Raw genomic sequence first — 23,447 nt, 5'->3', positions numbered from 1 at the left:
AGCCACCAACGCGCGAAAGCGCATACCTAACCCCATCATTTAATTGGATTCCAATGCCAAAGCGGCACACCAGGCCTCGCCACGCGAGCCTTGGGATGAAATTTTCAGCGAACGCCCGCTGTCTTGCGGGCTAATGGTAATGGTCAGGTCCGGCTTTGGCAAAAAGCCTGCACCTTTATCGGGCCACTCGATCAGGCACAGGGCATCGTCCTCGAAGTAATCACGAATACCGAGGAACTCCAGCTCTTCCGGATCGACCAGTCGATACAAGTCGAAGTGGAAGGCGCGGATTTCGCCCATCTCATAAGGCTCGACCAACGTGAAGGTCGGACTTTTTACCGCCCCGACATGCCCCAACCCACGAATAATCCCCCGGGACAGGGTCGTTTTGCCCATGCCCAGGTTGCCCTCAAGAAAAATCAGGCCATGGCCTTGGGTAACGCGGGCGATCCGTGCGCCAAAGTCGCTCATGGCCTGTTCATCGGCCAGGTACAGGGTTACTTCAGACACGGTGCAAGCTCCTCCAACAACTGACGAATGGCTGGAATCAGATCACTGGCCGCCAGCCCACGGCCGCATTTTCCTTGTTGCGCCCCGGCGTTGGCGTGCAGCCAGACCGCCAGGCACGCGGCATCGAAACCGTCCATGCCTTGTGCCAGCAACGCGCCGGTCAAACCTGCCAGCACATCGCCGAGCCCGGCAGTGGCCATGGCCGGATGCCCCTGGTGACACAACGCCAGACGACCATCGGGGTGCGCGATCAGGCTGCCAGCACCTTTGAGCACCACCACTGCGGTGTATTTTTTGCTCAATGCCAGCGCTGCGGCGGGGCGGTCGGCCTGCACCTGGGCGGTGCTGATCCCCAGCAAACGTGCCGCTTCGCCGGGATGCGGAGTGATCACGCAATCCTTGGGCAGACTGACGAAACCGCTCGCCAGCAGATTCAGCGCGTCCGCATCCCATACTTGCGGTAACGGCGCATTGGCGGCGGCTGACAATAACGCCCGGCCCCAACTCGCCTGTCCAAGCCCCGGCCCTACGACCAGCGTCGACACCTTCTCCAGCAAGCCCATCAACTGGTTGGCCGAAGAAACGCCGAGCGCCATGACTTCAGGAACGCGGGTCAGCGCCGCCGGCACATGCTCAGGGCGCGTTGCCAACGACACCATACCCGTACCGCTGCGCAGAGCGCTTTCACTGCTGAGCAGAATCGCCCCGCCAAAGCCATGATCGCCGCCAACCAACAGCAAATGACCGAAGCAACCCTTATGAGATGTCGGCTCGCGAGGGCCCAATAGCGCAAGATTAGCTACGTTGAGGCGCCGGGCACGGACAGCAATGTCACTGTAGATTTCAGCCGGGGCCTGCAGATCATTGAACACCCACTTGCCGACATGATCCGCCGCGTCGCCCGTGAACACCCCCACTTTCAAGCCTATAAACGTCACCGTGAGATCGGCACGCACGGCAACACCCAGCACTCGCCCGGTATCCGCGCACAATCCCGAAGGAATATCGACCGCCGTTACAGGCAAGCCGCTGGCGTTGATCGCATTGATGGCAGAGGCATAAGGCTCACGCACTTCGCCACTCAACCCCGTGCCCAGCAAGGCATCGACAACCACACCGCGCAACTCGGACCGGGCACTCCAGCCCTGCACAACGACACTCTCGGCCAAAGCCTCGGCGTGCGCCTGTGCTGCGTCACCCTGCAAGCGTTGCGGGTCGCCGACCGCCAACACCTGCACCGTCCAACCGGCCCGACGCGCCAAGGCAGCGACCAGATAACCGTCGCCGGCGTTGTTGCCATGGCCGCAAAGCACGGTCAGCTCGCTGGCGGTGGGCCACTGCCGAACCAGCGAACGCCAGGTCGCCTGCGCCGCGCGCTGCATCAATTCGAAGCCCGGTGTGCCGGCAGCCATGAGCCGTGCATCGAGTTCGCGCACCTGTGCGGCGCCGTACAGCGCGTCGGGTAATTCATCTTTCGTGTGCGGCATGCGTCTTCGGGCTCCGATGTCTGGCAGAATTATACGCACCTCAGCTCCGGTTTCTCTCGCCTCATGTCCGCCATTACTACAGACCTGCCCGCCCTCGCCCGATCCATCAAGGAATGGGGCCGCGAGCTGGGCTTCCAGCAAGTCGGCATCAGCGGCCTGAACCTGGCCGAGCATGAGCAGCACCTGCAGCGCTGGCTCGAAGCCGGCTACCACGGCGAAATGGACTACATGGGCGCCCATGGCAGCAAACGCTCGCACCCCGAAGAGCTGGTGCCGGGCACATTGCGCGTGGTGTCACTGCGCATGGACTATCTGCCCGGCGACACAAAAATGGCGCAAATGCTGGCGCAACCGGAAAAAGCCTACGTGTCGCGTTATGCCTTGGGCCGCGATTACCACAAATTGATCCGTAAACGCGTGCAACAATTGGCCGACAAGATTCAATCCGAGATTGGCCCGTTCGGTTTCCGCGCGTTTGTCGACAGTGCCCCGGTGCTGGAAAAAGCCATCGCCGAACAGGCCGGGCTGGGCTGGATCGGTAAAAACACCCTGGTGCTGAATCGCAAGGCCGGCAGCTTTTTCTTCTTGAGCGAACTGTTCGTCGATCTGCCATTACCGGTAGATGAACCGCACAGCACCGAACACTGCGGGCGCTGCACCGCGTGCCTCGATATCTGTCCGACCAATGCCTTCGTCGGCCCCTATGTGCTGGACGCGCGACGTTGTATTTCCTACCTGACCATCGAACTGAAAAGCGCCATCCCCGAAGACCTGCGCCCGCTGATCGGCAATCGCGTATTTGGCTGTGATGACTGCCAGATCGTTTGCCCGTGGAACCGTTTCGCCAAGCCCTCCGGGGAAAGCGATTTCAAGCCAAGGCACAACCTCGACAACGCCGAATTGGCCGAGCTGTTTTTGTGGGATGAAGAGAAGTTCTTGAGCAGCACTGAAGGTTCGCCGTTGCGGCGAGCGGGCTATGAGCGCTGGTTGCGGAATCTGGCCGTGGGGCTGGGCAATGCGCCCTCAACGATTGCGGTGCTGGAAGCGTTGAAGGCGCGACGGGATTATCCGTCAGAGTTGGTCAGAGAGCATGTGGCGTGGGCGCTGGAACAGCATGCCCGACCTGTGCACGCAGAACCGGCCAGTAAAGTGCTCAAATCCTGGCCGGGACATTGAGGCTCTCGGCTCATGCTGAACACTGCCTCGCCGCGTTATTTATGTTTATTTTTTTTCTTTGTAGTGCCCACCCATCTGTTTGATGATGACAATCCTGTCCTTCGCATTTTCAGTGAGATACACGCGATCACCCTTTGACAAATAAAGATGCATCAACCTGGACGATGAACTGGATGGCCCCTTCAATGGCGTGTATTCGGCGTGAAGGAGCGCGGCAGCGGAGGTCGGAGAGTTACCCTCCTCAATGAGCTGAATGAATAACTTAACCCTGGTCTCAGAGGCATCCCGCGCCTCTATATTAAGAAAATTCATCTTGTCTTTAGGCCTGACCACTGTCCATTTCTGTTCGACCTCGTCCTCAACCCGTGCGGTGGCTTTCGCAGACTGGGCTTTTGCCGCAGCCTTGGCGCCTTTTCCTTTGGCAAACGCTTTGGCCGCTTTACCCGCGCCTCGTGAACTAAGCCCTGACTGAAAGGCTGAAGCCAGCTTCCTGCCCGCGTTGACAGCAGCCTTGGCTCCGGCCGCCAGACCGGTACCCAGCGAAGCCAAGCCTAGCCCAGCACTGATCCAGCCCAATGCCTCTCCTGCCGAAGAATCCGGTGCATAGTGATTGACCAATTCGCTGGCAATACCCGCCAAGCCTGAAGCAACGGCCAGCCCCAATGCCGCCGCCGCCCATGGCGTCGCGGCCCCCATCGTCAGCACACTGGCAACAATCCCGAGCACACTGAGTCCGATGCCCAGAATCGATTGCCAGGAGATATGCCCGGTAGGATCAACACGATTGACGGGGTCGCCCAGGCAATAAGCGTAGGCATTCAATCCGCCCTCACCGAATGGACTCATGTTGTCGGGGGCGAGGAACCGCATCAATGTCGGGCTATAAGCCCTGTAGCCATTGCCCAATAGATACAGCCCGGTTACCGGATCCAACTGCTCGCCGTTGAACCCCGCCAGACTGAACAAACCACCCTCGGCGGGACGATGCCCGTAAGGGCTGTAAGTGCAATCAGTCAGTTGTTCTTCACCCAGTGCTGCCAACACACTTTGCTGCTGATCGGTGCCGAACAACTGCGCGCCGGCCTTCAATCCGAGTTGTTGCTGGCCCACGAGCAATCCACCGTGACGCAGGACACTGGATGAATTTTCACCGCTGACTTCATTGGCGACCCGGCCTTCGTGGTAATAACGCTGGGCAGTGGTGGTATTGGGTTGCGACAGTTCAACCAGGTGGTCAAAACCGTCGTAATGGTAGCCGCGAATAACCGAACCTGCGGCGCTGGTCAGTTGTTCCAGACGCCCGAACGCGTCATAGGCCAGGGTTCGCGCCTGATCATCCTTGATCATCCTGCCGTTGGCGTCGTATTCCAGGGTCACGGCCGATGGATAGTCGACATGAGAATGTTTGACTGCGCTGAGTTGTACTGGGTCCGGATTGTCGTAACTGAAGGTGGTCAGGTTCACACCCAGAGGGAACCGCGTCTGTACGGTGAGAAGATTATCAAGCGCATCGAATGTGAACGTCTGCTGAGCAATTTCTTTGCCGTACGGGTCCCGGGGCTTTAGGGGGCCGGCACAGTCGTACTGGATCAGGCGCCCACGCACATCGTAGACAAATTGCTCATCGCGCAACACTTGCGTGCCACGCCTGGACACTTTCTGCGCCAGTTTGCCGGCGAGCGTATAAGTAGACGCCAGCGTCTGGTCGGGCTGGCCCTTCACCTGGAAAGTACGGCAGATTTCACGACCGATATCATCATAGGTAAACCGAGTGATCATTTGACGTTTGATCGACGTCTCTTCGGTCTTCGTCCATTCCAGCATCCCCGTCTGGATGTTGTAGTGGAATTCGGTTTTCAGCGAACCCTGCAAGGTTGATAACAAGCGGCCATGGTCATCGTATTCGGATCTGCGTTCGGATCCGAGTACATCGATGCAGGTGATCGGTCGCCCCTCCAGGGAATAGGTAAAGGAGGTTGCTTTGCTGATAGCGCCGTAGGTCGTCGTTTCGGATTTGACGCGCCCGGAAGGGTAATACGTAAAACGACGCTCTCTGCCATTTTCGATACAGGTCAAGGGATGGCCGTTGACGGGGTCGTAAGTCAGGGTCGTGAGCAATGCCCCCGCCTTGCGCTCAGTCAGTAAACCGCCCCTATGGCGCAAATACGTGAATTCGATTTTCTTGCCGTCAGCGCTCTTGTACCACTGCGGCTGGCTGAAACCTGCTTCATAACCGGCCTCGGACTTGCGGCCGCCTACTGTACTTTGCGTCAGGCGATTCAATCCGTCATAGGTTTGCCGGCCCAACACTTTGCCATCGACCTGAATGCCGACCGGCAGCGCTTCGTCACTGTGATCGGCGTAGTCGGTGACCACCTCGCTGGCGTCGGGCAGGACACTGCGAATCATCCGGTCAAAAACGTCGTACTCATATCGAGTGGTATTGCCGGCCGGATCGGTCTGGCTGGTTGTACGCCCGAATCCGTCATAGGTGTAATCGGTTTTGCCAAGACTCTTGTGCTTCAGATTGAAGCTCTCGACCCTCAGGGGTTTACCAAACTCGTTGATGAGGGTAACGGTCTTGCCCATCCCCTGAAGCCAATTCGTTTGCTGGCGAAGGACCGGATCGGCCTCGCTATGTTCGACACGCCCATCGGCATGGAACGTCTTGCAGACCTGGCCCCAGTTATCGAATTCGTAGCGGGTGATCAACGGATAAGGCTTGCCATCGCGCCAATCGGTCAGCGTCACTTCTACCTTGTGACCCGCCGAATCATGACGGGCGCAATAAAGAGTACGAGACGCAATGAGCCCATCCTCGTCCGGACGGTCGCAGTCCTTTTCCTGAACGGCGATCACTCGTTCCAGGCCATCATAGGTCACTCTTTGTTCGCCGCCGGCGGGATCCGTGGTGACCATCGTGGCCGGTTGTTGTTTGCTGGCGGCCAAAAAGGCCCACCTGGTAGCGGCCGCGTACGGGGTGCCGGGGGCAACCGTTTTGCACACTGCTCGGCCGATCGCGTCGTACTCATGTTCGATACGCTCGCCATCGATACCGACTTCTGACACCTGTAGCCCAGTGAGCGTCGAGAGCACGGCCTCACTGGTCTGCAGCGAGCCATCGAAGCCCTGCGTGCTGGACGTCACCCGCAGCCTGATACCTTCAAGCTCATAGGAGAATTGCGTGCAGGTCTTTTTATCTTTACGGGTAATGCTTTGCTGTTTCATGGCCCCGTGCTTGAGCGGGTCCTTTGGCGTATTCAGGTAACTCCTTTGGGTTTTCGAACGCAGGATCTCAACCCCCTCCACGCGCTCGAAATAACGCTCTTCAACCGGTAAGACAGATGCCAGTTCTGCGCCTTCCAGCGCAGGATGCAACGCATAGTCGTAGTACGTGACAGACGAGGCGCCACTCGCGGCCGCAGCGCTGACCGTTCTCTTTTTCTGGAACCTGGTGAAACCCAGCGGATCCTCCGGGCAGTTGTCCCCACCGCTTGCAGGATAATACTCCGACAAAGTCGTCACCCCACTCGGCTCGACATGTTTGAGCAGGTTGCCTTCGCCGTCGAACTCGGTGACGGTGGTTTCCTCGCGCTTCTGTTGGGTGCGCCGATCGAAATAAGTCACCGTCTGAACTTTCGGCATGCGGAACTGAGCCGGTTGCTCATTGAACAGTTTGGTAACCGAACAGTGATACTCGGTGGCGATTGTGGTCTGGGCATTGCCACATGTCGTGACCTCTGCGACCAGCAAATGGAATTTGTTGTAGGTGCGGTTAATCCGGGTGTGCACCTTGCCATTGACCACTAATTTCTCGTCCGAGGTATAGACGTAGTGGTCGGGCGCCAGGTAGAGAGGATCTATGTCATTGTCCCTGGCCGGGATGAGGCCCTGCCCGAGAAAGTTATGGTTGGAATACGTATATACCTTGCAAAGCCTGGGTTGGCGCCGGCCTGGGTAAATATCGTGAGCGATGACAAACGGAAGTGTTCGCTGCACGCCACTTACGAAGCGGTGACCTTGACGCTTGTAGCGAATGATTTCTACGCCGCGCAATGGATTGACGACGCGGCACAGATAGCTGGCCTCATCAATGACTTCATATTCCAGATCCCAACCTTTGCCGAGCGGAAGTTCGATTGCCGTTACCCGACTATTTTTCAGGATCAGGTTGTAGTCGGAACTGGACGAGGTATCGGGATGCCGGGTCAATGTCACCTGACCGGCCTTGCGCGTAACTCTCAACAGGCATCTCTTGGCGTCACAGACTTCGGTCAACATGGCAAACTGATTGAACGTCTCATGCTTGAGCGTGATGCTCACACCGTTCGCCGCGACAATTTTTTCTGCTACCGCGATATGAGTGCCGGCCTGAACTTTAAGCAGTTCACGCCGACCATCGCGGTATCGAACTTCATAGCGCCCTGCCCCGGTCACCAGTACCCTGGCAGTTTGCAGTTTCATTTCCTTGAACTTCAGGCCCGCAGATGTCTCGACAGCCTTGTAGCGCTCGCCGTTGGACAGCGTCATGACTTTGCTGCGCACGTCATACTGAGTCATGGTCAACGACCAGCCGAGGCCGAAACCGGCATCCACCTGATTGAGCGGGTTGAAACCCAGTGAAAGTGCAACCTCAGGGCCATTGAGATCCGCCGAACACAACTTGCCTAACGAAAAGGCGCACGTATACATGCCCGTGCGGGGGTCAACGCCTCCGGAAACAAACTCACCAAAGTTGAAAGCATTCGAGTGAACGGCGGAGGATGAATTACTTTTCATTGAAAACGTCCTTTATTTCCAGATTCAGATATTGGCCAGTCAGGTTGGCCAGCGAAAACTCGCTGGCCATGTATCGAAATCAGACAAGCTGTTTCATTGACCGCTTGGACTCACCCAGAACAAAAGTACGTTGTTCTTTATCACCATCAATACTAAGCCTGTGCTCCGAACCGAACTCATCGACCACTGCAAACTCGAATGCGCTTTCATTCTCCCGCGCCACTTGCAGGTCCGCGGAAACATACTGAACAAGCGTCAATTGTCCAGGCACTTTGTTAATCGGGACGGTTATGTAGCCGAGCGGGCTGCGAAACGTTGTTTTCAGCCCATAAATCGGCGCCATGTAACCATAAAAACATCTGCGACCATCCTGTGTGTCGGGAATATTGCCGGACACATAAACCTGCACCGCATTTTCGGAATCATAAGGGTCAAGTTTCACCTCACTGCTATACCAGTCAAGGAGGTGAATCTGCCGGCCCTCTGCTTGCAGAGCAATATGATAATGCTGGACCCAGTCATATTGGGCACGCTGCTGTTTCTCATCATATTTACTCAATGAAAAACTACTCAGCGGATACTCTTTAGGCGGAATCGCCTCCAGCGTCACACTGCTGTCAAAGCCGACTCCATTGCTTCGCAATACCACTGAGTCCATGACGATTTCGGCAGCGACTTCCATGATTCCAGGCCTGGAGGCGGAAACCCAAAACTCAAGAATTTGTACAGGATCAGAAACGTCACTTTTGCGATTGTCATTAACACGCGGAACTTCTATAGCCCGCGGTGCCCCACCCGACATTTCATGGGCATACCGATTTTCCTGCACGGATACGCTCCAGTCACCTTCAAGAGGTCGAGCGCCGTTATAGGCAATCAGCCGCAGTGTTTGTAATGCAGGATGCCCATACAGTGACGCGCCGTCTCCATTGTTATCGACACCGTGTAAAAGCACCAATACGCGTACTTGCATGCGACCGTTGGCGTAAAGAATCTTATGTTGACCAGACCTTGTGGAGTCGGTTTTCACCTCGATACGGGAAATATTAAGCTGCTCATCAAACATTCAATAACACCTTGGCTAATTAATAAGTTTCGCCTCCATCAGGACGCGCCGAGGCATTGAGACACGGCACTAAAAACAATAAAAGACAGGACATTCGACAAATTAAAACCACGGAAACACCTGAACATAGAAACCAACAACACACATAAACTCTAAAACATTCTAAAAATCCGGATCTCCTGTCACCCGATTTGAAATCAATCCTGCCAACCCTTTAATTCCGGCCTTGCCAGAGGTTCCTCCCCTCCTGACCACGGCAAAATCAAAAGCAGAAGGGGAGCCAGCGCGTTATTTATATTTATCAGACTATGTTAGACCGGCAAGAAAACAGTTACTTCCCCCCACATTCAGTCACTCTCTGAGCCCGTCGAAAATCCACTCTCTGAGGATTCACTGTCAGACTCTACATCCGACAGTGGCTCTTCCATTTCAATTTCAATTTTCCGGTCCATGCTGGCGTTTTCCAGATACTCGGTAATCCGCTGCCTCGACGCGTCACTCAAGGGATTATTCACCAGACCAACGAATAAATTCTGTGTATCCGGGATATCGAACAGCTCATCCCCCACCTCTGAAATATTATTATTCTGCAACGCCAACACCTCGAGTTCTTTCAGCGAATCTATTCCTGAAGGAACGCTGGAAAGATTGGCGTCATACAGCATCAATTCCGTTAAATCCGGCATGAAGCCTACAGGTGGAGCAACTGTCAGAGGATTGCGTGCCAGGTTCAACAATGTAAGCGTTTCCATTCTTGCCAGCCCTTCAGCCGTCATATCAGAAAGTCTAAGCGAGCAACTATCCAACGTGAGTTGCAGCAGTTCACGCATTTGAAAGATCCCTGACGGGAATTCCTGCATCTCTACACCAGTCACCTTCAAGTATTTAACATTGGGAAAACTGTCAAGAAACGCGCCTATCCGTGCGCCTGGTTTTTCTGCGGTCAATATTAACTCTGTTACATATTCAAACCTGGCAGACAGCCTTGGTAGCTCACCGGAAAAATCGACGCTGGAAGAAAAATGATAGTCACCGTACCCCCATCTCGAAACGGACTTGCGCCGCCAGATATCTTGCAGCTTTGCGCTGAATTGCTCGCGAGCCTGACGTTGCTCCGCGGGGGTTGGCGCTCTCCCCTGTCCCGACGAATCCGCATGAGGTGACGGCTTATCGGCACTCCATATCGACAATTCACTGCACAACGTCGCGAACTCTTTTTCCAGCCTCATCATTACGCCGGCCAGATCACTCTTTAAACGCTCGTTGATAAACGTCGTCACCTCCTCACCCGAAAGCTGCGGATAAAGATCATGTACGCGGTCAACAACGGTCTTTGCCGATGTCGGATTGTTATCGGCGCCGCCTCGCAGCTTCCACGCTTGCCTGTATTGCGCGGTGGCAGAGTCGACCGTCATTGGAATCGGCGCCAGCCCCAGCAGTTCGCTCACAGCCTGGCGCGATGGCAACGGCTGTGCACGAATCAATCGCTGCAGCGTTTGCCCTCCTCCCTCCGCCACACCGAAGGCCTGACGCTGTACGGGCAGTAACAGGAACCAGACAGCCGAATACAGATCGCTCATGCCTTTGGACGATGAACCCTCGGGGCTGCTGATGACATACCCGGCGTCCTGCTGGACCAGAACGTGATGGAACGAAGTCAGCACATCGCCGATAGCCGTCAAGACCTTCCCGTCAAACACATCCTGACGAATCTCGATACGGACATCTCGCGGCCACTGCGCAAGGCGTCCGATCATATGCAACGCCAGTCGGTCACTGTCCGGACTGGATACCGAATCCAGATAAATCCCTTCACAGGCTCTTGCGAGACGAACATCGCGCAGCACCAACAGCGCCTCTTCTGCCATTTGCCGTGGCATTCCCGGTTGGTTATGCATATGCAGACGCTCGGCGGCACTTGCATCGCGCCACAAGGCCTCGGCTGCCGCTTTGGGCAAGTCAGGAAAAATCCGCCGCATCTGCAACGTGTTTTCATCACAGTCAAGTTCGAACGCACGCTCATGATTCTGAAAGAGCGCGGCGCGGTCGCGCTGGGCAATGCTTGCGCCAGGCTCGCCTTCGCGCAACTGCAGCAGAGCCTGCAACTGCGGATCGACCTGGGCGCGCACTAGCGGATCGGGATGTTGCATTTGTGTGATGAACGTGTGGATTTTCTGATCGAGGCTCAAGCGCCTGAGAGCGTCCTGCAGCAAGACGAGGGACCGAGCGTAAGCGGGGGAATCGCGTGCCAGCGTTTCATCCATCCCACTAACGGCAAGAATGCGTGTAATCGTGACCTCGGAAAAGCCGTCCACTGAATACCCGACGCGGTGAAACAGTTCTGCCGTTCGCCTCCTTAACGAATTGAGTCTTGCAGGGTGATTACGCGAATCACTGCTTTGCAGAGGGACCCAGAACCTGCCCTCGCTATCCGGCTTCAGAAGCGGGCCGGAAGGGTTGAGTTCTCTGGCTAGCGTGGCGCGAAACAGGCCACTCTCGGCGTCCAGGACAACTTGCACGAAATGGTTGTCGGCTACGGCCACATACTGACGCTGCCTGAACCTCCGGATGCCCTGCGCATCGGGCTCGCCGAGGCTTTTGTCGGTGTGTATCCAGTAATCTGCCAGCGAGGGCGTCGCGGCAAGCTTCGAAAAATCGTCGAACGCGAAAGACAACGGGCTCACACTCAAACTGCTCGCCTGCGTCACCGCGACCAAATCTGGCCGGTAGGACGGGTGCAAGTGTTCCGGGCGAGGGGGGAGAGGTAAATGCGGCATTGCTGGAGAGGGGTACGCTGGGCGATGTGGTTCATTCGCGCTGAAATCGGGTGTTTTGGCAGGGGCAGGAACAGGTTTGATCTTTGGCGGTTTACCAGCCATGAATGCTCATCCTTGAGGTTTGGTTAGTTGGGCCCCGTAACACTGCAGGGCCGTCAGTACAATCAGTTTATCGGCTTATCCGGTGTAAACCGGTATATAGGTGTACTACATTTATCGCATTAATAAACAACGACGCCAATTAGTTCTCGATGTGTGACTCGCGAAGCTTGTTGACGTAGACGAAAGCGCAGTCACTATCAACTAGCTTATTCGACCTGTTTGTTTTTAGCCCCTCAGGTGCTGGCCCAGGTATAAGTGCCCGACACGAATACCGGTAATTCACATCCGCGCCAGACCACAAACGTGCGCAGCCACTTAATGGAATAATTTTGAAGTTGCTGTAATGCCGGCTCGACAAAGCATTGCCACTGCTACGGACAACCTACCCGTTGAACTTGATGGCGACACCGATCTGGAAGGTTTTCCCGCTTTGGCTGGAAACCCGGAACGCACGCATACAAGGCAGGACCGGACCCTCCTCGTTTTCATCATCCACACGATCTATTACAGCGACAGTGTTCAGTACCGCCAGAGTGAAACGTCCCTTTTCATTACTGGCTCGCCAACCATTTCGCAATGGTTCTCCCAGTCTCATATTGAATCAGCGGCAAGACTCAGAAATAACATGCCCCCCTACTAATTCCGCTTGAGCAGAAAGGCAAGAAACCTCAACAACCGGTAAAAACAGATAAAAACCCGCCGCCACCGTCAATTCGCAAAACCCGGCAGAACTGTATTTTTTATTCGATAGCAGGCGGAATCAATGCTCATCGTTATAAACGAACTTGGGCATTTCCCAATGAAAACGAATGGCCAGCAGACGTAACAAAAACCCGCCGAACAGGGTAATCAGAATGGCTTGTTCACCTGGCACGTTCAGATACAGGCACAACATGTAACACCAGGCGGCGGCGAACGACACGCTGGCATACAGTTCTCGGCGGAAGATCAACGGGATGTCATTACAGAAGATATCGCGCAGGATGCCGCCGAAGACACCGGTGATCACACCGCTGACCGAAGCCACCAGCATGCCGTGGCCCATTTCCAGAGCGGTCATGCAGCCGATCAGGGTAAACGCCACCAGACCGACGGCATCGAGCACCAGAAACAACGAACGCAGATGCCGCATCCAACGTGCAGTGAACACGGTCAACATTGCCGCAGCGGAGGTCAGCACCAGGTATTCCGGGTGTTTGACCCATGTCAGCGGGTAGTGCCCGAGCAGCACGTCACGCACCGAACCGCCGCCCAGCGCCGTGACACACGCAATCAGCACCACGCCGAACCAGTCCATGCCGCGACGGCCCGCAGACAGCGCGCCCGTCATGGCTTCAGCGGTAATGGCGATCAAATAGAGCATTAGCAACATGGTGGCGATCCTGGCAGGAAGGCGCGCAGTCTAGCCATTTCGGTGCAGCACCAAAAGAGGGCGAGAACACCCGCCACAAAAAGCCGCCAACCCGGTATCAGAACTTGATGAAGTGCTTGCGGTAATGCTGCAGTTCGGCGATCGATTCACGGATGTCGTCCAGCGCCAGGTGCGTGCTGCCCTTCTTGAAGCTGTCGCGTACGTCCGGCGCCCAGCGTGCGGCCAGCTCTTTGAGTGTGGAGACGTCAAGGTTGCGGTAGTGGAAGTAGCTTTCCAGCGCCTTCATGTGGGTATAGAGGAAGCGGCGATCCTGGCAGATGCTGTTGCCACAGATTGGCGACTTGCCCTTGGGCACCCACTTCTCCAGAAACGCGATGGTTTCGGCTTCGGCTTCGGCCATGCTGACGCGGCTGTCGCGAACGCGTTGGGTCAGGCCGGAGTTACCGTGGGTACGGGTGTTCCACTCGTCCATGCGTGCCAGCACTTCGTCGCTGTGGTGAATGGCGATCACCGGTCCTTCGGCCAGCGTGTTGAGGTCACTGTCGGTGACGATGGTGGCCATTTCGATGATGACGTCGTTGTCCGGATCAAGACCGGTCATTTCCAGGTCGATCCAGATCAGATTCTGTGGGTTCTGCATATTTCGGCTCCTAGGCAATGCTGCGCAGTTTAGCCTAGGCCGGTGCCCCGGCGTGCTAAACTCGCGGCCGTTTTACCTAATCGCTGCATTCTTCAGACGGAACACCCATGGCCAAACGCCAACTCAATCGTCGTCAAAACTGGCGCATCGAAAAGATTCAGGGCGAGCGCGCCGCACGCGCCGCCAAACGTGAGTCCTCGGCTGTCGAGGCGCTCGAAGGTGGCGACCTCGGCCCTGAGCAGCACGGTCTTGTGATCGCTCACTTCGGTGTGCAGGTCGAAGTCGAGGCCAAGGACGGCGAACTCGCCGGCCAGGTGTTCCGTTGCCACTTGCGCGCCAACCTGCCAGCGCTGGTGACCGGCGATCAGGTCGTCTGGCGTGCCGGCAACCAAGGCATCGGTGTGATCGTCGCGCAATTGCCGCGCACCACCGAGCTGTGCCGTCCGGACAGTCGCGGCCAGCTCAAACCGGTGGCCGCCAACGTCGACATGATCGTCATCGTCTTCGCCCCGCTGCCCGAGCCCCACGCCAACCTGATCGACCGCTATCTGGTCGCGGCCGAACACGCTGGCATCCGTCCGCTGTTGCTGCTGAACAAGTTCGACCTGATCGACGAGCAGAATGCCCCGGCACTCAACGCCCTGCTGGCGGTTTACCGCACGCTCGGTTATCCGGTGCTGGAAGTGTCCGCGCACCACGGCAACGGCATGGAACAACTGCAAAAGCAGCTCGACGGGCGCATCAGCGTGTTCGTCGGCCAGTCCGGCGTCGGCAAGTCGTCGCTGGTCAACAGCTTGCTGCCTGAAGTTGAAACCCGTGTCGGGCCGTTGTCCGAGCTGTCCGGCCAAGGCACGCACACGACGACCACCGCGCGCCTGTTCCATTTTCCGGGCGGTGGTGAACTGATCGACTCCCCGGGCATCCGCGAATTTGGCCTGGGCCACGTCAGTCGTGCCGACGTCGAAGCCGGCTTCATCGAGTTCAATGACCTGCTCGGCACCTGCCGCTTCCGCGATTGCAAGCATGATCGTGAACCGGGTTGTGCACTGCTCAAGGCTCTGGAAGATGGCCGCGTGCAGCAACAACGAATGAACAGCTACCGCTCGATCATCGCCAGCCTGCCTGAAAACGGCTATTAAACAGGCGCACCGGCAGCCCTGAAACACAGGGCTGCCGGCTGTAGGATCACGCCTGACAAATCCTCAGAACGCCTAAACGTCAGACCTTTCTGTAGGGCTTTAGCACGCCTGTTTGCAGGACATTTCTCTTTTACCGCCAGCACCTTGTAGGCCTCACGCAGATGCCTACATTCAGTTCCTCCTTCGCACTGTCGCGACCTCCGAGGAACCCCATGCAAACCTATCATTTGTTCATCAGCCATTCGTGGAACTATTCCCACGCCCACGACAACCTCGTACGCCTGCTCAGCGCGCAACCCGGTTTCACCTTCAAGAATTTCTCCGTGCCACCGCACAACCCGATCATGGGCGCGCAAACCGACAAGCAACTGGAAGAGGCTATCGAGAACAAGATCCGCCCTTGCTCGGCAGTGCTGATCATGGCCGGCATGTACTCGACGTACAGCAAGTGGATCAACAAGGAAATCGAAATCGCCAAGCGCATGGGCAAAGTGATCATCGCGATCAAGCCGTTCGGGGCCGAGCGGATTTCCACCGTCGTACGCAACGCCGCTGATGCCGAGTGCGCGTGGAGCACCAAAAGCATCGTCGCCGCCATTCGCCTGCATACGGCGGTGTAATCATGCGCAAGGGACTGTTTATCGGCATCAACCACTACGCCCACGTCACGCCACTGAGCGGCTGCAACAACGATGCAATGGCCATGGCTTCGGTGCTGGAGCGTCACGCCAGCGGGCGCCCGAACTTCAGCAGCAAAGTGCTGACCTCATCCGAGGAGAACCTGACGCTCACGGCCATGAAACAGCACATTCAAAGTCTGTTCTCGGGCGACTGCGATGTGGCGCTGCTGTACTTTGCCGGCCACGGCCAGTTCGACACCAGCATCGACGAAGGGCTGCTGATTCCACAGGACTTCAAACACGGCGGGGAAGGCATTCGCATCAGCGACATTCTGGAGTGGGCGGACAAGGCCCCGCACATCAAGAACAAAATCATCATTCTCGATTGCTGTCAGGCAGGCGCAGCCGGCGCCATGCGCAATTTGCGCGGTGGCAGCAGTGTGATCGGCGAAGGCATGACCATTCTCACCGCGTGCAAAAAAGAACAGTCCGCCCTCGAAAGTCGCGGCCACGGCGTATTCACCGACCTGCTGTTACAGGCGCTGCACGGTGGCGCCGCGAACGTGCTCGGCAAGGTCACGCCGGGTAGCGTTTACTCGTTTGTCGACAATGCCTTGGGTGCCTGGGAGCAGCGCCCGGTGTTCAAGACCAACGTGTCGCAGTTCGTGCCGTTGCGCGAGGTAGCACCGCTGATTGCCGAACAAACCCTGCGCAAACTCAAGGACTGGTTCCCCGAGCCGAGTTTCGTCTTCAGGCTCGATCCCAGCTACGAGCCCACCGAAGCAACGTTCGACCCCGATCACGGCGCCGTCTTCAAGCAACTGCAAATGTGCAACCGCCACAGCCTGGTCGAACCGGTCGATGCCGAGCACATGTATTACGCCGCCCTCAACTCCACCGGTTGTCGCCTCACCGCCCTCGGCGCCTACTACCGCGAACTCGCCCTCAAAGGACACTTCTGATGCCCGTCTTCATCAGCTACCGCCACATGGATCGCGCCCACGCCATCGCCATCAACACCCGACTGATGCAGGCCAACATCAAAACCTACCTCGACGTACTGGATCCGGAATCCCAGACCACCGAAGACATCACCGGGGTCATCACCCGCAACATCACCGAATGCACGCACCTGTTGGCGGTGGTTTCGGAAAAAACCGCGCTGTCGTGGTGGGTGCCGTTTGAAATCGGTGAGGCGACGATCAGCAACCGGCGGATCTGTTCGTTCAAGACCGGGCCGACGGAATTGCCGTTGTACCTGGATAAGTGGCCGAAGCTGAGCACAGAGAGTGATCTGAATTTCTTTATCGATGCGTATCGTGAGGAAGTGTCGAGCAAGCGTTCAATGACGCTGGACTCGAGCAACGAATCGTTCAGCGGCACCTATAAACGCAACGCCGAGATTTTCCATGAACAACTGAAAAACCGGATTCGGCGGGGGTTCTGACCGACGTAAAAAAGCCGCGACACCATCGCGGCTTTTTAACTTTCAAAGGCTGGGTGCGACTCTATCCAGCTTCCAGCCCAACGCATCCAGTGCGTCACAGCCGTTCTGAAGCAGGATATGCGCGGCGCTGGCGAAGTGTTCCAGATCATGACCTTCGGCATCGTTGACGCACAGGCAACTGACGCTGTTGAGCATATTGCGCAGGATGTTCAAGCGATGCTTTGAGGTTTCGAGAAGGGTCGAGGCCTTGGCTTCGGTGTCGATGTAGAGCGTGGGGGTGGTGCTTATGTTGCCTTGCAGCGGACGATAAATAGCCATGGTCTGATCCTGGCTCGGCGTCATGAGTTGTACGAGCAAGCTCGGGAGAAATGCCCGGAACGCTGGTCTGGCCAGACAAGAAACTGGGAGCCGATGGGCACTGTGATGTTGAACCCGGATCGGCAGCAGCAGACCGAGAAAAGCGCGGCATAGTTAGACGGCGACGCGACAACAACCTTGAAAAACGCCGGAAGCTTGAACACCAAGGAGCCTGAAATGCTTCATTTTCTGGACGCCGTTCCCATTCTGTTTGGGGCGCAATCTGTCAAGTGAACCGGCAAGAGCGCCAATTGGGTCTACACAAGTAGAGAGCTAAAGGGGGCGAAAGTATTTTCCGGAAATCCCCCCTTTTTACCTGTCCTCTTTCTTCTCGGGGCAATAGCCGTTCCGGACGAATTTCTACTCTTGGCCGATTGCGGCTGCTGGTTGGGGACGCCTGACCGGGTTTTTGGAAATAGCCTATTTTTGGCGACTCATGAAAGAAGTGTTCTAAGTCGTGACGGAATGGCGACAACCTCTTTGGTTTCTGGCGAGACGCAGACATGAGTGATATTCGCTACGAAAGATAATGTTCCATTGCTGATAAACCCCTCGACCAGAAAAGTGAAAGAGTGAATCCCTACTTTTGCCACGCTGACCTTGATGTTTAACTCATCATCCCACGTCAGAGGTGCCAGTAACTCCAATGACATGGCGCGTACCGGCGGCAATATATCAAAGCCCATCAGATTTCTAAGTCCTGGTGCGCCCAGCCACTTGTCAAGTGCAGCATATACAGCTTCTACCGAAAAATATGAAAAACGGGGAGTGTAAACTAATCCTGCGGGATCACAGTCTCCAAACAAAATGGTTCTGCTGACAAAAACTGCATTGGGCATTGGTCTGTTTTCCTTGATTTATCCGATGCCGGAAGTTATCCGCGCGCTGGTGCTCTTTATTGCCGCTCAAGAATGATGCTCGTCATGTTGATGCGGCAAGTCCATAACATAGCATTACCCTCGACGGGTATCCGCAGCGTTCATCAGGTCAAGCAGCCGCTGACATACCTAAGTGAGACGGGTGTTCCAATTCCTATCGGTATATTTAGTCATTTCTGTTTCGCATATCATGATTGTGGTGGTTAAGCAATTAGCTAAAGGTCTTATGATCGGCCTTTAATTAGCTCATTTTTTTGGATCCAACGTCTATATACTCGCCTCGCCGTGACCAATGGGTGGTTTTCGGTCTATAAGCTGACCCTGTGGTCATGGTGCTGGTGCGGCATGCTCAAGTGCCGATATGGAGATGTAAACATTGCAAAGGACTTCTATGAATATCTTTTACCTTTATTCCGGTGAAGTTAACTCTTCCGCTATCTCGCTCGTTGATCGCAAGGGTAATGCTGTAGTCGAAAAAGCCATTCATGAGTTTGTAGTTGATGTGGATTCGCAGAATTCCAACTGCTCGGTCATTCTCATTGCTTCTGACAAGTTGCATGAAGTTGAACAAGTTTTGGAGGCTATCAAGAAGCCGGGGCTGTTGGTCAGTACCCGGGTTATATTAGTCAGCGATGATCCGAAAGTGTGCGCTCTCGGAGATTCGGTGAAATATGACATTCAAGATGTCGTTTCTGCCAAAACCGAAATATTGGATATTGAAAAAGTTATCGAGAAAGCGATTTTTGCTTTTACCACGCTTCAGTCAAAACACAACATCAAAGAGTTTTATCTAGACAATAAATTCAACGAGGTTTTTGACTGGTTTGAACAATCGCGATGGGAGTGGTCAGAAATTGGCGACCTTTCCGGTATCGACAGAAGCTTGTTGACCGACGAGGACATTCAACTTCTGCACGATGGTGCTGTTGTAGAACATACGACATTGCCGGGGTCGCACAACTTCCTCAACGAGTGGCGTGACGAATTCGGCTTTTCCACCTGGTCGTTGATGTGGGGAGCCGAAGAGGCTCGGCATGCCCTGGTGCAGGCCAAATACCTGAAGCAATTGGGTATTGAGGTTCGTTCAAAACACGCCATGTTTACGCGTAAACCGTATGAGGTGGGTGACTACCCGTCCGCCACGCTGATGATGAACGTGATTTCTGAATACCGTGCGGCCAACTACTACAACCTACGCGCCCACCGAACGAATGAGCCCACCCTGAAGAAAATCTGGCGTTTGCTCAGCAAGGACGAGTCTCGCCATGCCAAGGCGTTCTATGTCTTTTGCAAAGAGTTGTGCGACGAAAGCGACGTGAATATGTTGGAAGCACTGAAAATGGCTTACGTCTGGCTGATTGATGCCTCCTATGGCGTCAAACACCCTGCAGGTTTGTTCTTCCCGAATGCGGACTCACCCGACTCGGTCAAGACAATTGAACAGGATGTGGTGGGCGACGATGACAATGAACGTGGTGATGCCAATGTCTACCGCGCCTTGCGCAATCTCACCGGCAATAAAGCAATCGTCGATACACGCTCACTGAAAGCCGAGATCCGCGCCAGAATGTAGGTGATACATCATGAACGACACGCTTGTAGAAGAATCAGGTGTCACCTCGAATTGTTTTGGTTGCAGCGAACAAAATGATATCGGCTTGAAGTTAGTGTTTGACGACGGTGTGGATGAGGTCTCTGCGCGAGTATCACTGGATCGTCAGTATGAATCTTATCCAGGCATCGTCCACGGTGGAATTGTTTCGACCGTTCTGGATGAAGCCATGGGAAGAGCCATTATGGTCTTCACCGGAAAAATGGCAGTCACGATGGGACTCCGAGTGCGCTTCATCAGTATCTGCGAGTCATTTGCAGAGTACCGGGTGGAAGGAAAAATCGTCTCGATTACCGGCAGTATGATCAAAGCTGAGGCACGGCTCCTGACACAAACCGGCGATCTGGTTGCCTTGGGGGAGGCGTCGTGGATTGTGATTGAGCCCGAAGATGTTTTTAGTGGGCAGACTAAAGTCCCGCATAGAACGTTGTTGTATATAAACCATGAAGTTAGCCGCGAGGGAGCGATTTGTGAACGAAATTGAATTCGACATACTGGACATTCTTACTACGGTTGTTGGGCTGGAAGCCGGCACTGTGACCAAAAGCACCAGTATCAGAGACCTTGGTGTAACGTCGATGAAGATCGTTGAAATGATTTTGATGATTGAGAAAAAATACGATGTGGAAATGCCCGATGATGCAACTTACACGATCGAAACCGCGGAGCAGCTGATTGCCGCTGTTCAGCGGCTGATTAAAGCTAATCAGGAAGAGTCTCTCGCTATTAATTGACCGGCGACTGATGTGGCGCTTTGCAGTCAGTCAATAGACGGCAAGGCGCTTTTTGGTGGTTTGTAAAATCAGGGAATGATGTGAATACAATACTGACTGCACTTACACGTACAGCCGAACTGTCACCAGAGCGTGGATTTCACGTCATCAAGAATGGCAAGGTTTCGTCGTTTTTGAGTTATGCCAGCCTTCATGGGCGCGCACAGGCCCGCGCCAGTGCAATGCAGGAATGCGTGACGTTCAACGAACGAGTGGGATTGATATTTTTCAACGAACTCAGCTTTATCGAAAGCTTCTTTGCAGTCTTGTTTGCCGGCGGTGTGCCGGTCCCCATCGCACCACCGCAACCTTTTTCGCCGTTGCAGAGCTTCTATAGGCGCGTGGGTCTTATTGCCAGGCAGTCAACGATCCACAGGTTTCTGGTTTCTGAATCGCTCAGTGAAGAGGTCAAAGAATCTCTAGGTGCTCAAACCGCCTCGATCGTACAGACGCTTGATGAGTTCAGCGCTCTGGGTGAAAGCGATCCAGTGGCACCCCGTCAGCGCCCAAATGCAGTCAGTGACACCGCGCTGATCCAGTACACCTCGGGCAGTACTTCGGACCCAAAAGGGGTCGTGGTTTCTCAAGAAAATCTGATTTTGAATGTTGCCGCAATGTGCGAATCATTTGAAATGAACGCAGAGTCTGCCGGTGTTACCTGGTTGCCGTTCTTTCATGACATGGGCTTGATCGGTGGGTTGCTACTGCCTGTGTTTGCTGGCTCGGACTCTTACATAATGCGAACCGCAGATTTTGTAAAAGCACCGTTAAGCTGGTTAAAGGCCATCTCCGACTTTTCCCTGGAGATTTCACCAGCACCCAATTTTGCCTACAAGTATTGTCTTGAACGCTTCAACGTTGATGCCTTGTCGGATCTGAATTTAACCTCCTGGCGCTCTGCCACGAGTGGGGCGGAACCCATCAACCCTAAAGTCATGCGCGCTTTTACCCAGACTTTTGCGCCTTACGGATTCTCCGCACGCTCGATCATGCCCCTTTATGGAATGGCCGAAGCGACGCTGGGTGCAACGTTCACCACGGTGGGTGAGGGCATGCAAAGTGTATTTGTCGATCGTGAGGCATTGAACAACGGCAGGGTCGTGCTCGCGGACCGCGATGCACCGGGGAACAAAGAGATCGTTTCGTGCGGAAAACCCATTCGTCATGTAGACGTCAGTATTCATGTCGACAACCTGGATTTCGTGGATACCTCACTGCTGTTGGGTGAGATTGCGCTGAAAGGGAATTCGGTGTGCTGCGCCTATGACAATGACCAGAAAAATACCGCTGCAATGCTTGAAAACGGCTGGTTCTTGACCGGTGATATAGGCTTCCTGTTTGAGGGGAACCTGTATGTCGTCGGTCGAAGCAAGGAAGTCATCATTATCAATGGCGCCAATTACTTCGCCAATGACATTGAAAGTTACGCCGCTGAAGTCGAAGGTGTCCGGGGTGTTGCAGCAGTTCCACTGACTGAGTCGGACACTGAAGAATGCGCGTTACTGATCGTCCCAGCCAAAGGCCATGACACATCAAGCCTGACCCAAATCGTGCGCAGAAAGATCAGTGACGAACTGGGAATCCAGATAACCACTATCGACATCATTGCGGCGAGTCAGCTGTCCAAGACGACCAGTGGGAAAATCGACCGAGCCAAAATCAGATCTCTTTACAACAACCTCTCACGATCCGCCGAGGCCGTTAGCCAATGAACCTGTTTTTCAGATTATTTGTCATGTCGTTGGTAGGTTTTATCAAGAGATGGCGCAAGCCTGGCCACTTCAGGAGCGCGACGACGATTGGATTCACCGCCACACCGCTTGATATCGATTTGAACATGCACATCAATAACGGTCGTTTTCTATCGCTCGCTGATTTGGGCAGGCTGCATTTCCTGTGGTCTGTCGGCACGCTTGGAGGGATTCTGAAAAACGGCTGGATGCCTCTGGTAGGCAATGTTGACATTGAATACAAAAAGTCCATAAAGCTGTTTCAGCGGTTTGAAATTAAAACCGAACTGCTTTACTGGGATGAAAAGTGGTTTTACTTCCAGCATGTTTTCATGGTTGGGTCGAAAGTGTCGGCAGTGGCCAACGTCAAGGCACTCTTGGTAGACCGTTCACGCAAAGTCGTAGAGCCTGCCCGAATATTTGCTTTGATTGGTGAATCCCCTGAACCCCCGGAAGTGCCGGAATCCATTGCTGATTGGGTTGTACGTCCACGCGCACAACCACAAACGGCTGCACTCTGACATTCAAGAATGAGCGGATAGCAAATCGGGTGGCGGGCACAGCTTCTTCCTTTGCAGGTAGGTGGCGAGAGGAGCATTGAAGATGAATACGCCAAAGACACCTTCCCACAACAGGGTCAAAAACCAGCCACGTTCTTTGGCTTTATCCTTCATGTAATCGATGTAGTAACGCAGGTTTGCCCCTGAATTAAGCGCTGCGGCATCCGGTGCCGCCTCTGGCCCGATCTCCATATAACTGCGCATGCATTCCCACAGAGCCATCGCCGTGGTGCCACCGCCACAGTTGAAGCCCAGCGAAAAGTGCTTGTTGTCGTCCGTGGCATGCGAGTCGGGATTTTCGAAACCGATGACCAGTAGACCCATCGTGGCTTTGCCGGCCTGACTGACTGATGAATGCTGGGTGGCAGCCGCTGTAACAGTTTCCCAGGGGACAACCCAGTACTCGCCGTTGTCGCGGGGGA

Annotated in this window: 20 protein-coding genes and 1 pseudogene; 11 read left to right on the top strand and 10 right to left on the bottom strand. The window is 55.0% G+C overall.

The genetic code is table 11. The features are described 5' to 3' along the window. Positions 1-39 precede the first annotated feature (39 nt). A complete protein-coding gene (tsaE, locus tag AACY11_RS04165) occupies positions 40-510 on the bottom strand; it encodes a tRNA (adenosine(37)-N6)-threonylcarbamoyltransferase complex ATPase subunit type 1 TsaE (protein WP_339433656.1) in 471 nt (156 codons plus the stop codon). Then, a complete protein-coding gene (locus AACY11_RS04160; RefSeq protein ID WP_339433655.1) occupies positions 498-1,997 on the bottom strand; it encodes an NAD(P)H-hydrate dehydratase in 1,500 nt (499 codons plus the stop codon). The genes tsaE and AACY11_RS04160 overlap by 13 nt, the downstream gene beginning before the upstream one ends. 63 nt (positions 1,998-2,060) lie before the next feature. Here AACY11_RS04160 and queG point away from each other — a divergent pair, with 63 nt between their 5' ends. Then, complete coding sequence (gene queG, locus AACY11_RS04155; RefSeq protein WP_339433654.1) at positions 2,061-3,173, top strand: tRNA epoxyqueuosine(34) reductase QueG; 1,113 nt, start codon at positions 2,061-2,063, stop codon at positions 3,171-3,173. Between the two features lie 45 nt (positions 3,174-3,218). On the opposite strand, the gene AACY11_RS04150 is transcribed toward queG, so the two are convergent. The 3 genes from AACY11_RS04150 to AACY11_RS04140 all read right to left on the bottom strand — a co-directional run bounded on the left by AACY11_RS04150 (position 3,219) and on the right by AACY11_RS04140 (position 11,897). Next, positions 3,219-7,952, bottom strand: a complete 4,734-nt coding sequence (locus tag AACY11_RS04150) for an RHS repeat domain-containing protein (RefSeq protein ID WP_339493929.1) — start codon at positions 7,950-7,952, stop codon at positions 3,219-3,221. A gap of 79 nt (positions 7,953-8,031) precedes the next feature. Beyond that, entirely contained in the window at positions 8,032-9,018 is a 987-nt protein-coding gene (locus AACY11_RS04145) for a hypothetical protein (protein WP_339433652.1), read from the bottom strand. 347 nt (positions 9,019-9,365) lie between these two features. Further along, a complete protein-coding gene (locus AACY11_RS04140) occupies positions 9,366-11,897 on the bottom strand; it encodes a hypothetical protein (protein ID WP_339433651.1) in 2,532 nt (843 codons plus the stop codon). A 343-nt stretch (positions 11,898-12,240) separates the two neighbouring features. On the opposite strand from AACY11_RS04140, the gene AACY11_RS04135 reads away from it, so the two are divergent. Further along, positions 12,241-12,537: a hypothetical protein gene (locus AACY11_RS04135; RefSeq protein ID WP_339493928.1), complete on the top strand. Its 297-nt coding sequence runs from the start codon at positions 12,241-12,243 to the stop codon at positions 12,535-12,537. 120 nt (positions 12,538-12,657) lie between these two features. On the opposite strand, the gene AACY11_RS04130 is transcribed toward AACY11_RS04135, so the two are convergent. Both AACY11_RS04130 and orn read right to left on the bottom strand, forming a co-directional pair. Next, positions 12,658-13,269, bottom strand: a complete 612-nt coding sequence (locus AACY11_RS04130; protein WP_221733102.1) for a trimeric intracellular cation channel family protein — start codon at positions 13,267-13,269, stop codon at positions 12,658-12,660. Between the two features lie 97 nt (positions 13,270-13,366). Further along, positions 13,367-13,909, bottom strand: a complete 543-nt coding sequence (gene orn, locus AACY11_RS04125) for an oligoribonuclease (RefSeq protein ID WP_123530761.1) — start codon at positions 13,907-13,909, stop codon at positions 13,367-13,369. 107 nt (positions 13,910-14,016) lie between these two features. On the opposite strand from orn, the gene rsgA reads away from it, so the two are divergent. From rsgA to AACY11_RS04105, 4 genes are all read left to right on the top strand, one after another. Further along, positions 14,017-15,048 carry a small ribosomal subunit biogenesis GTPase RsgA gene (gene rsgA / locus AACY11_RS04120; RefSeq protein ID WP_339433650.1) on the top strand — a complete coding sequence of 344 codons (1,032 nt, stop codon included), beginning with the start codon at positions 14,017-14,019 and terminating at the stop codon, positions 15,046-15,048. A gap of 212 nt (positions 15,049-15,260) precedes the next feature. Continuing rightward, positions 15,261-15,668 carry a TIR domain-containing protein gene (locus AACY11_RS04115; protein ID WP_339433649.1) on the top strand — a complete coding sequence of 136 codons (408 nt, stop codon included), beginning with the start codon at positions 15,261-15,263 and terminating at the stop codon, positions 15,666-15,668. Between the two features lie 2 nt (positions 15,669-15,670). Further along, positions 15,671-16,630: a caspase family protein gene (locus AACY11_RS04110; protein WP_339433648.1), complete on the top strand. Its 960-nt coding sequence runs from the start codon at positions 15,671-15,673 to the stop codon at positions 16,628-16,630. After that, a complete protein-coding gene (locus AACY11_RS04105; RefSeq protein ID WP_339433647.1) occupies positions 16,630-17,115 on the top strand; it encodes a toll/interleukin-1 receptor domain-containing protein in 486 nt (161 codons plus the stop codon). The genes AACY11_RS04110 and AACY11_RS04105 overlap by 1 nt, the downstream gene beginning before the upstream one ends. Positions 17,116-17,157: 42 nt before the next feature. Here the strand turns inward: AACY11_RS04105 and AACY11_RS04100 are convergent, their stop codons facing one another. After that, positions 17,158-17,433, bottom strand: coding sequence for a hypothetical protein (locus tag AACY11_RS04100; RefSeq protein ID WP_339433646.1), 276 nt, complete (start codon positions 17,431-17,433; stop codon positions 17,158-17,160). Between the two features lie 473 nt (positions 17,434-17,906). After that, positions 17,907-18,311 (bottom strand): acyl-CoA thioesterase, encoded by a 405-nt coding sequence (locus AACY11_RS04095; protein WP_339433645.1) that lies wholly within the window; start codon positions 18,309-18,311, stop codon positions 17,907-17,909. Positions 18,312-18,741: 430 nt separating this feature from the next. Between AACY11_RS04095 and AACY11_RS04090 the strand changes: the two genes are divergently transcribed. From AACY11_RS04090 to AACY11_RS04070, 5 genes are all read left to right on the top strand, one after another. Further along, positions 18,742-19,923 carry a ferritin-like domain-containing protein gene (locus AACY11_RS04090; RefSeq protein WP_339433644.1) on the top strand — a complete coding sequence of 394 codons (1,182 nt, stop codon included), beginning with the start codon at positions 18,742-18,744 and terminating at the stop codon, positions 19,921-19,923. Between the two features lie 10 nt (positions 19,924-19,933). Further along, positions 19,934-20,446, top strand: coding sequence for a PaaI family thioesterase (locus tag AACY11_RS04085; protein WP_339433643.1), 513 nt, complete (start codon positions 19,934-19,936; stop codon positions 20,444-20,446). Next, positions 20,433-20,696, top strand: coding sequence for an acyl carrier protein (locus tag AACY11_RS04080; RefSeq protein WP_339433642.1), 264 nt, complete (start codon positions 20,433-20,435; stop codon positions 20,694-20,696). Before AACY11_RS04085 ends, AACY11_RS04080 begins: the two co-directional genes overlap by 14 nt. An 80-nt stretch (positions 20,697-20,776) precedes the next feature. Beyond that, positions 20,777-22,447, top strand: coding sequence for an AMP-binding protein (locus AACY11_RS04075; protein ID WP_339433641.1), 1,671 nt, complete (start codon positions 20,777-20,779; stop codon positions 22,445-22,447). After that, entirely contained in the window at positions 22,444-22,986 is a 543-nt protein-coding gene (locus AACY11_RS04070) for an acyl-CoA thioesterase (protein ID WP_175554138.1), read from the top strand. The genes AACY11_RS04075 and AACY11_RS04070 overlap by 4 nt, the downstream gene beginning before the upstream one ends. Before the next feature lie 3 nt (positions 22,987-22,989). Here the strand turns inward: AACY11_RS04070 and AACY11_RS04065 are convergent. Then, positions 22,990-23,447, bottom strand: a pseudogene (locus AACY11_RS04065) (hypothetical protein); the annotation flags it as partial.

The organism is Pseudomonas sp. RA_105y_Pfl2_P56, from assembly GCF_963970845.1.
Classification (GTDB): Bacteria; Pseudomonadota; Gammaproteobacteria; order Pseudomonadales; family Pseudomonadaceae; genus Aquipseudomonas; species Aquipseudomonas baetica_A.
The sequence above is the reverse complement of the archived record's forward strand: the minus strand, read 5'-3'. Positions and strand labels throughout refer to the sequence as shown.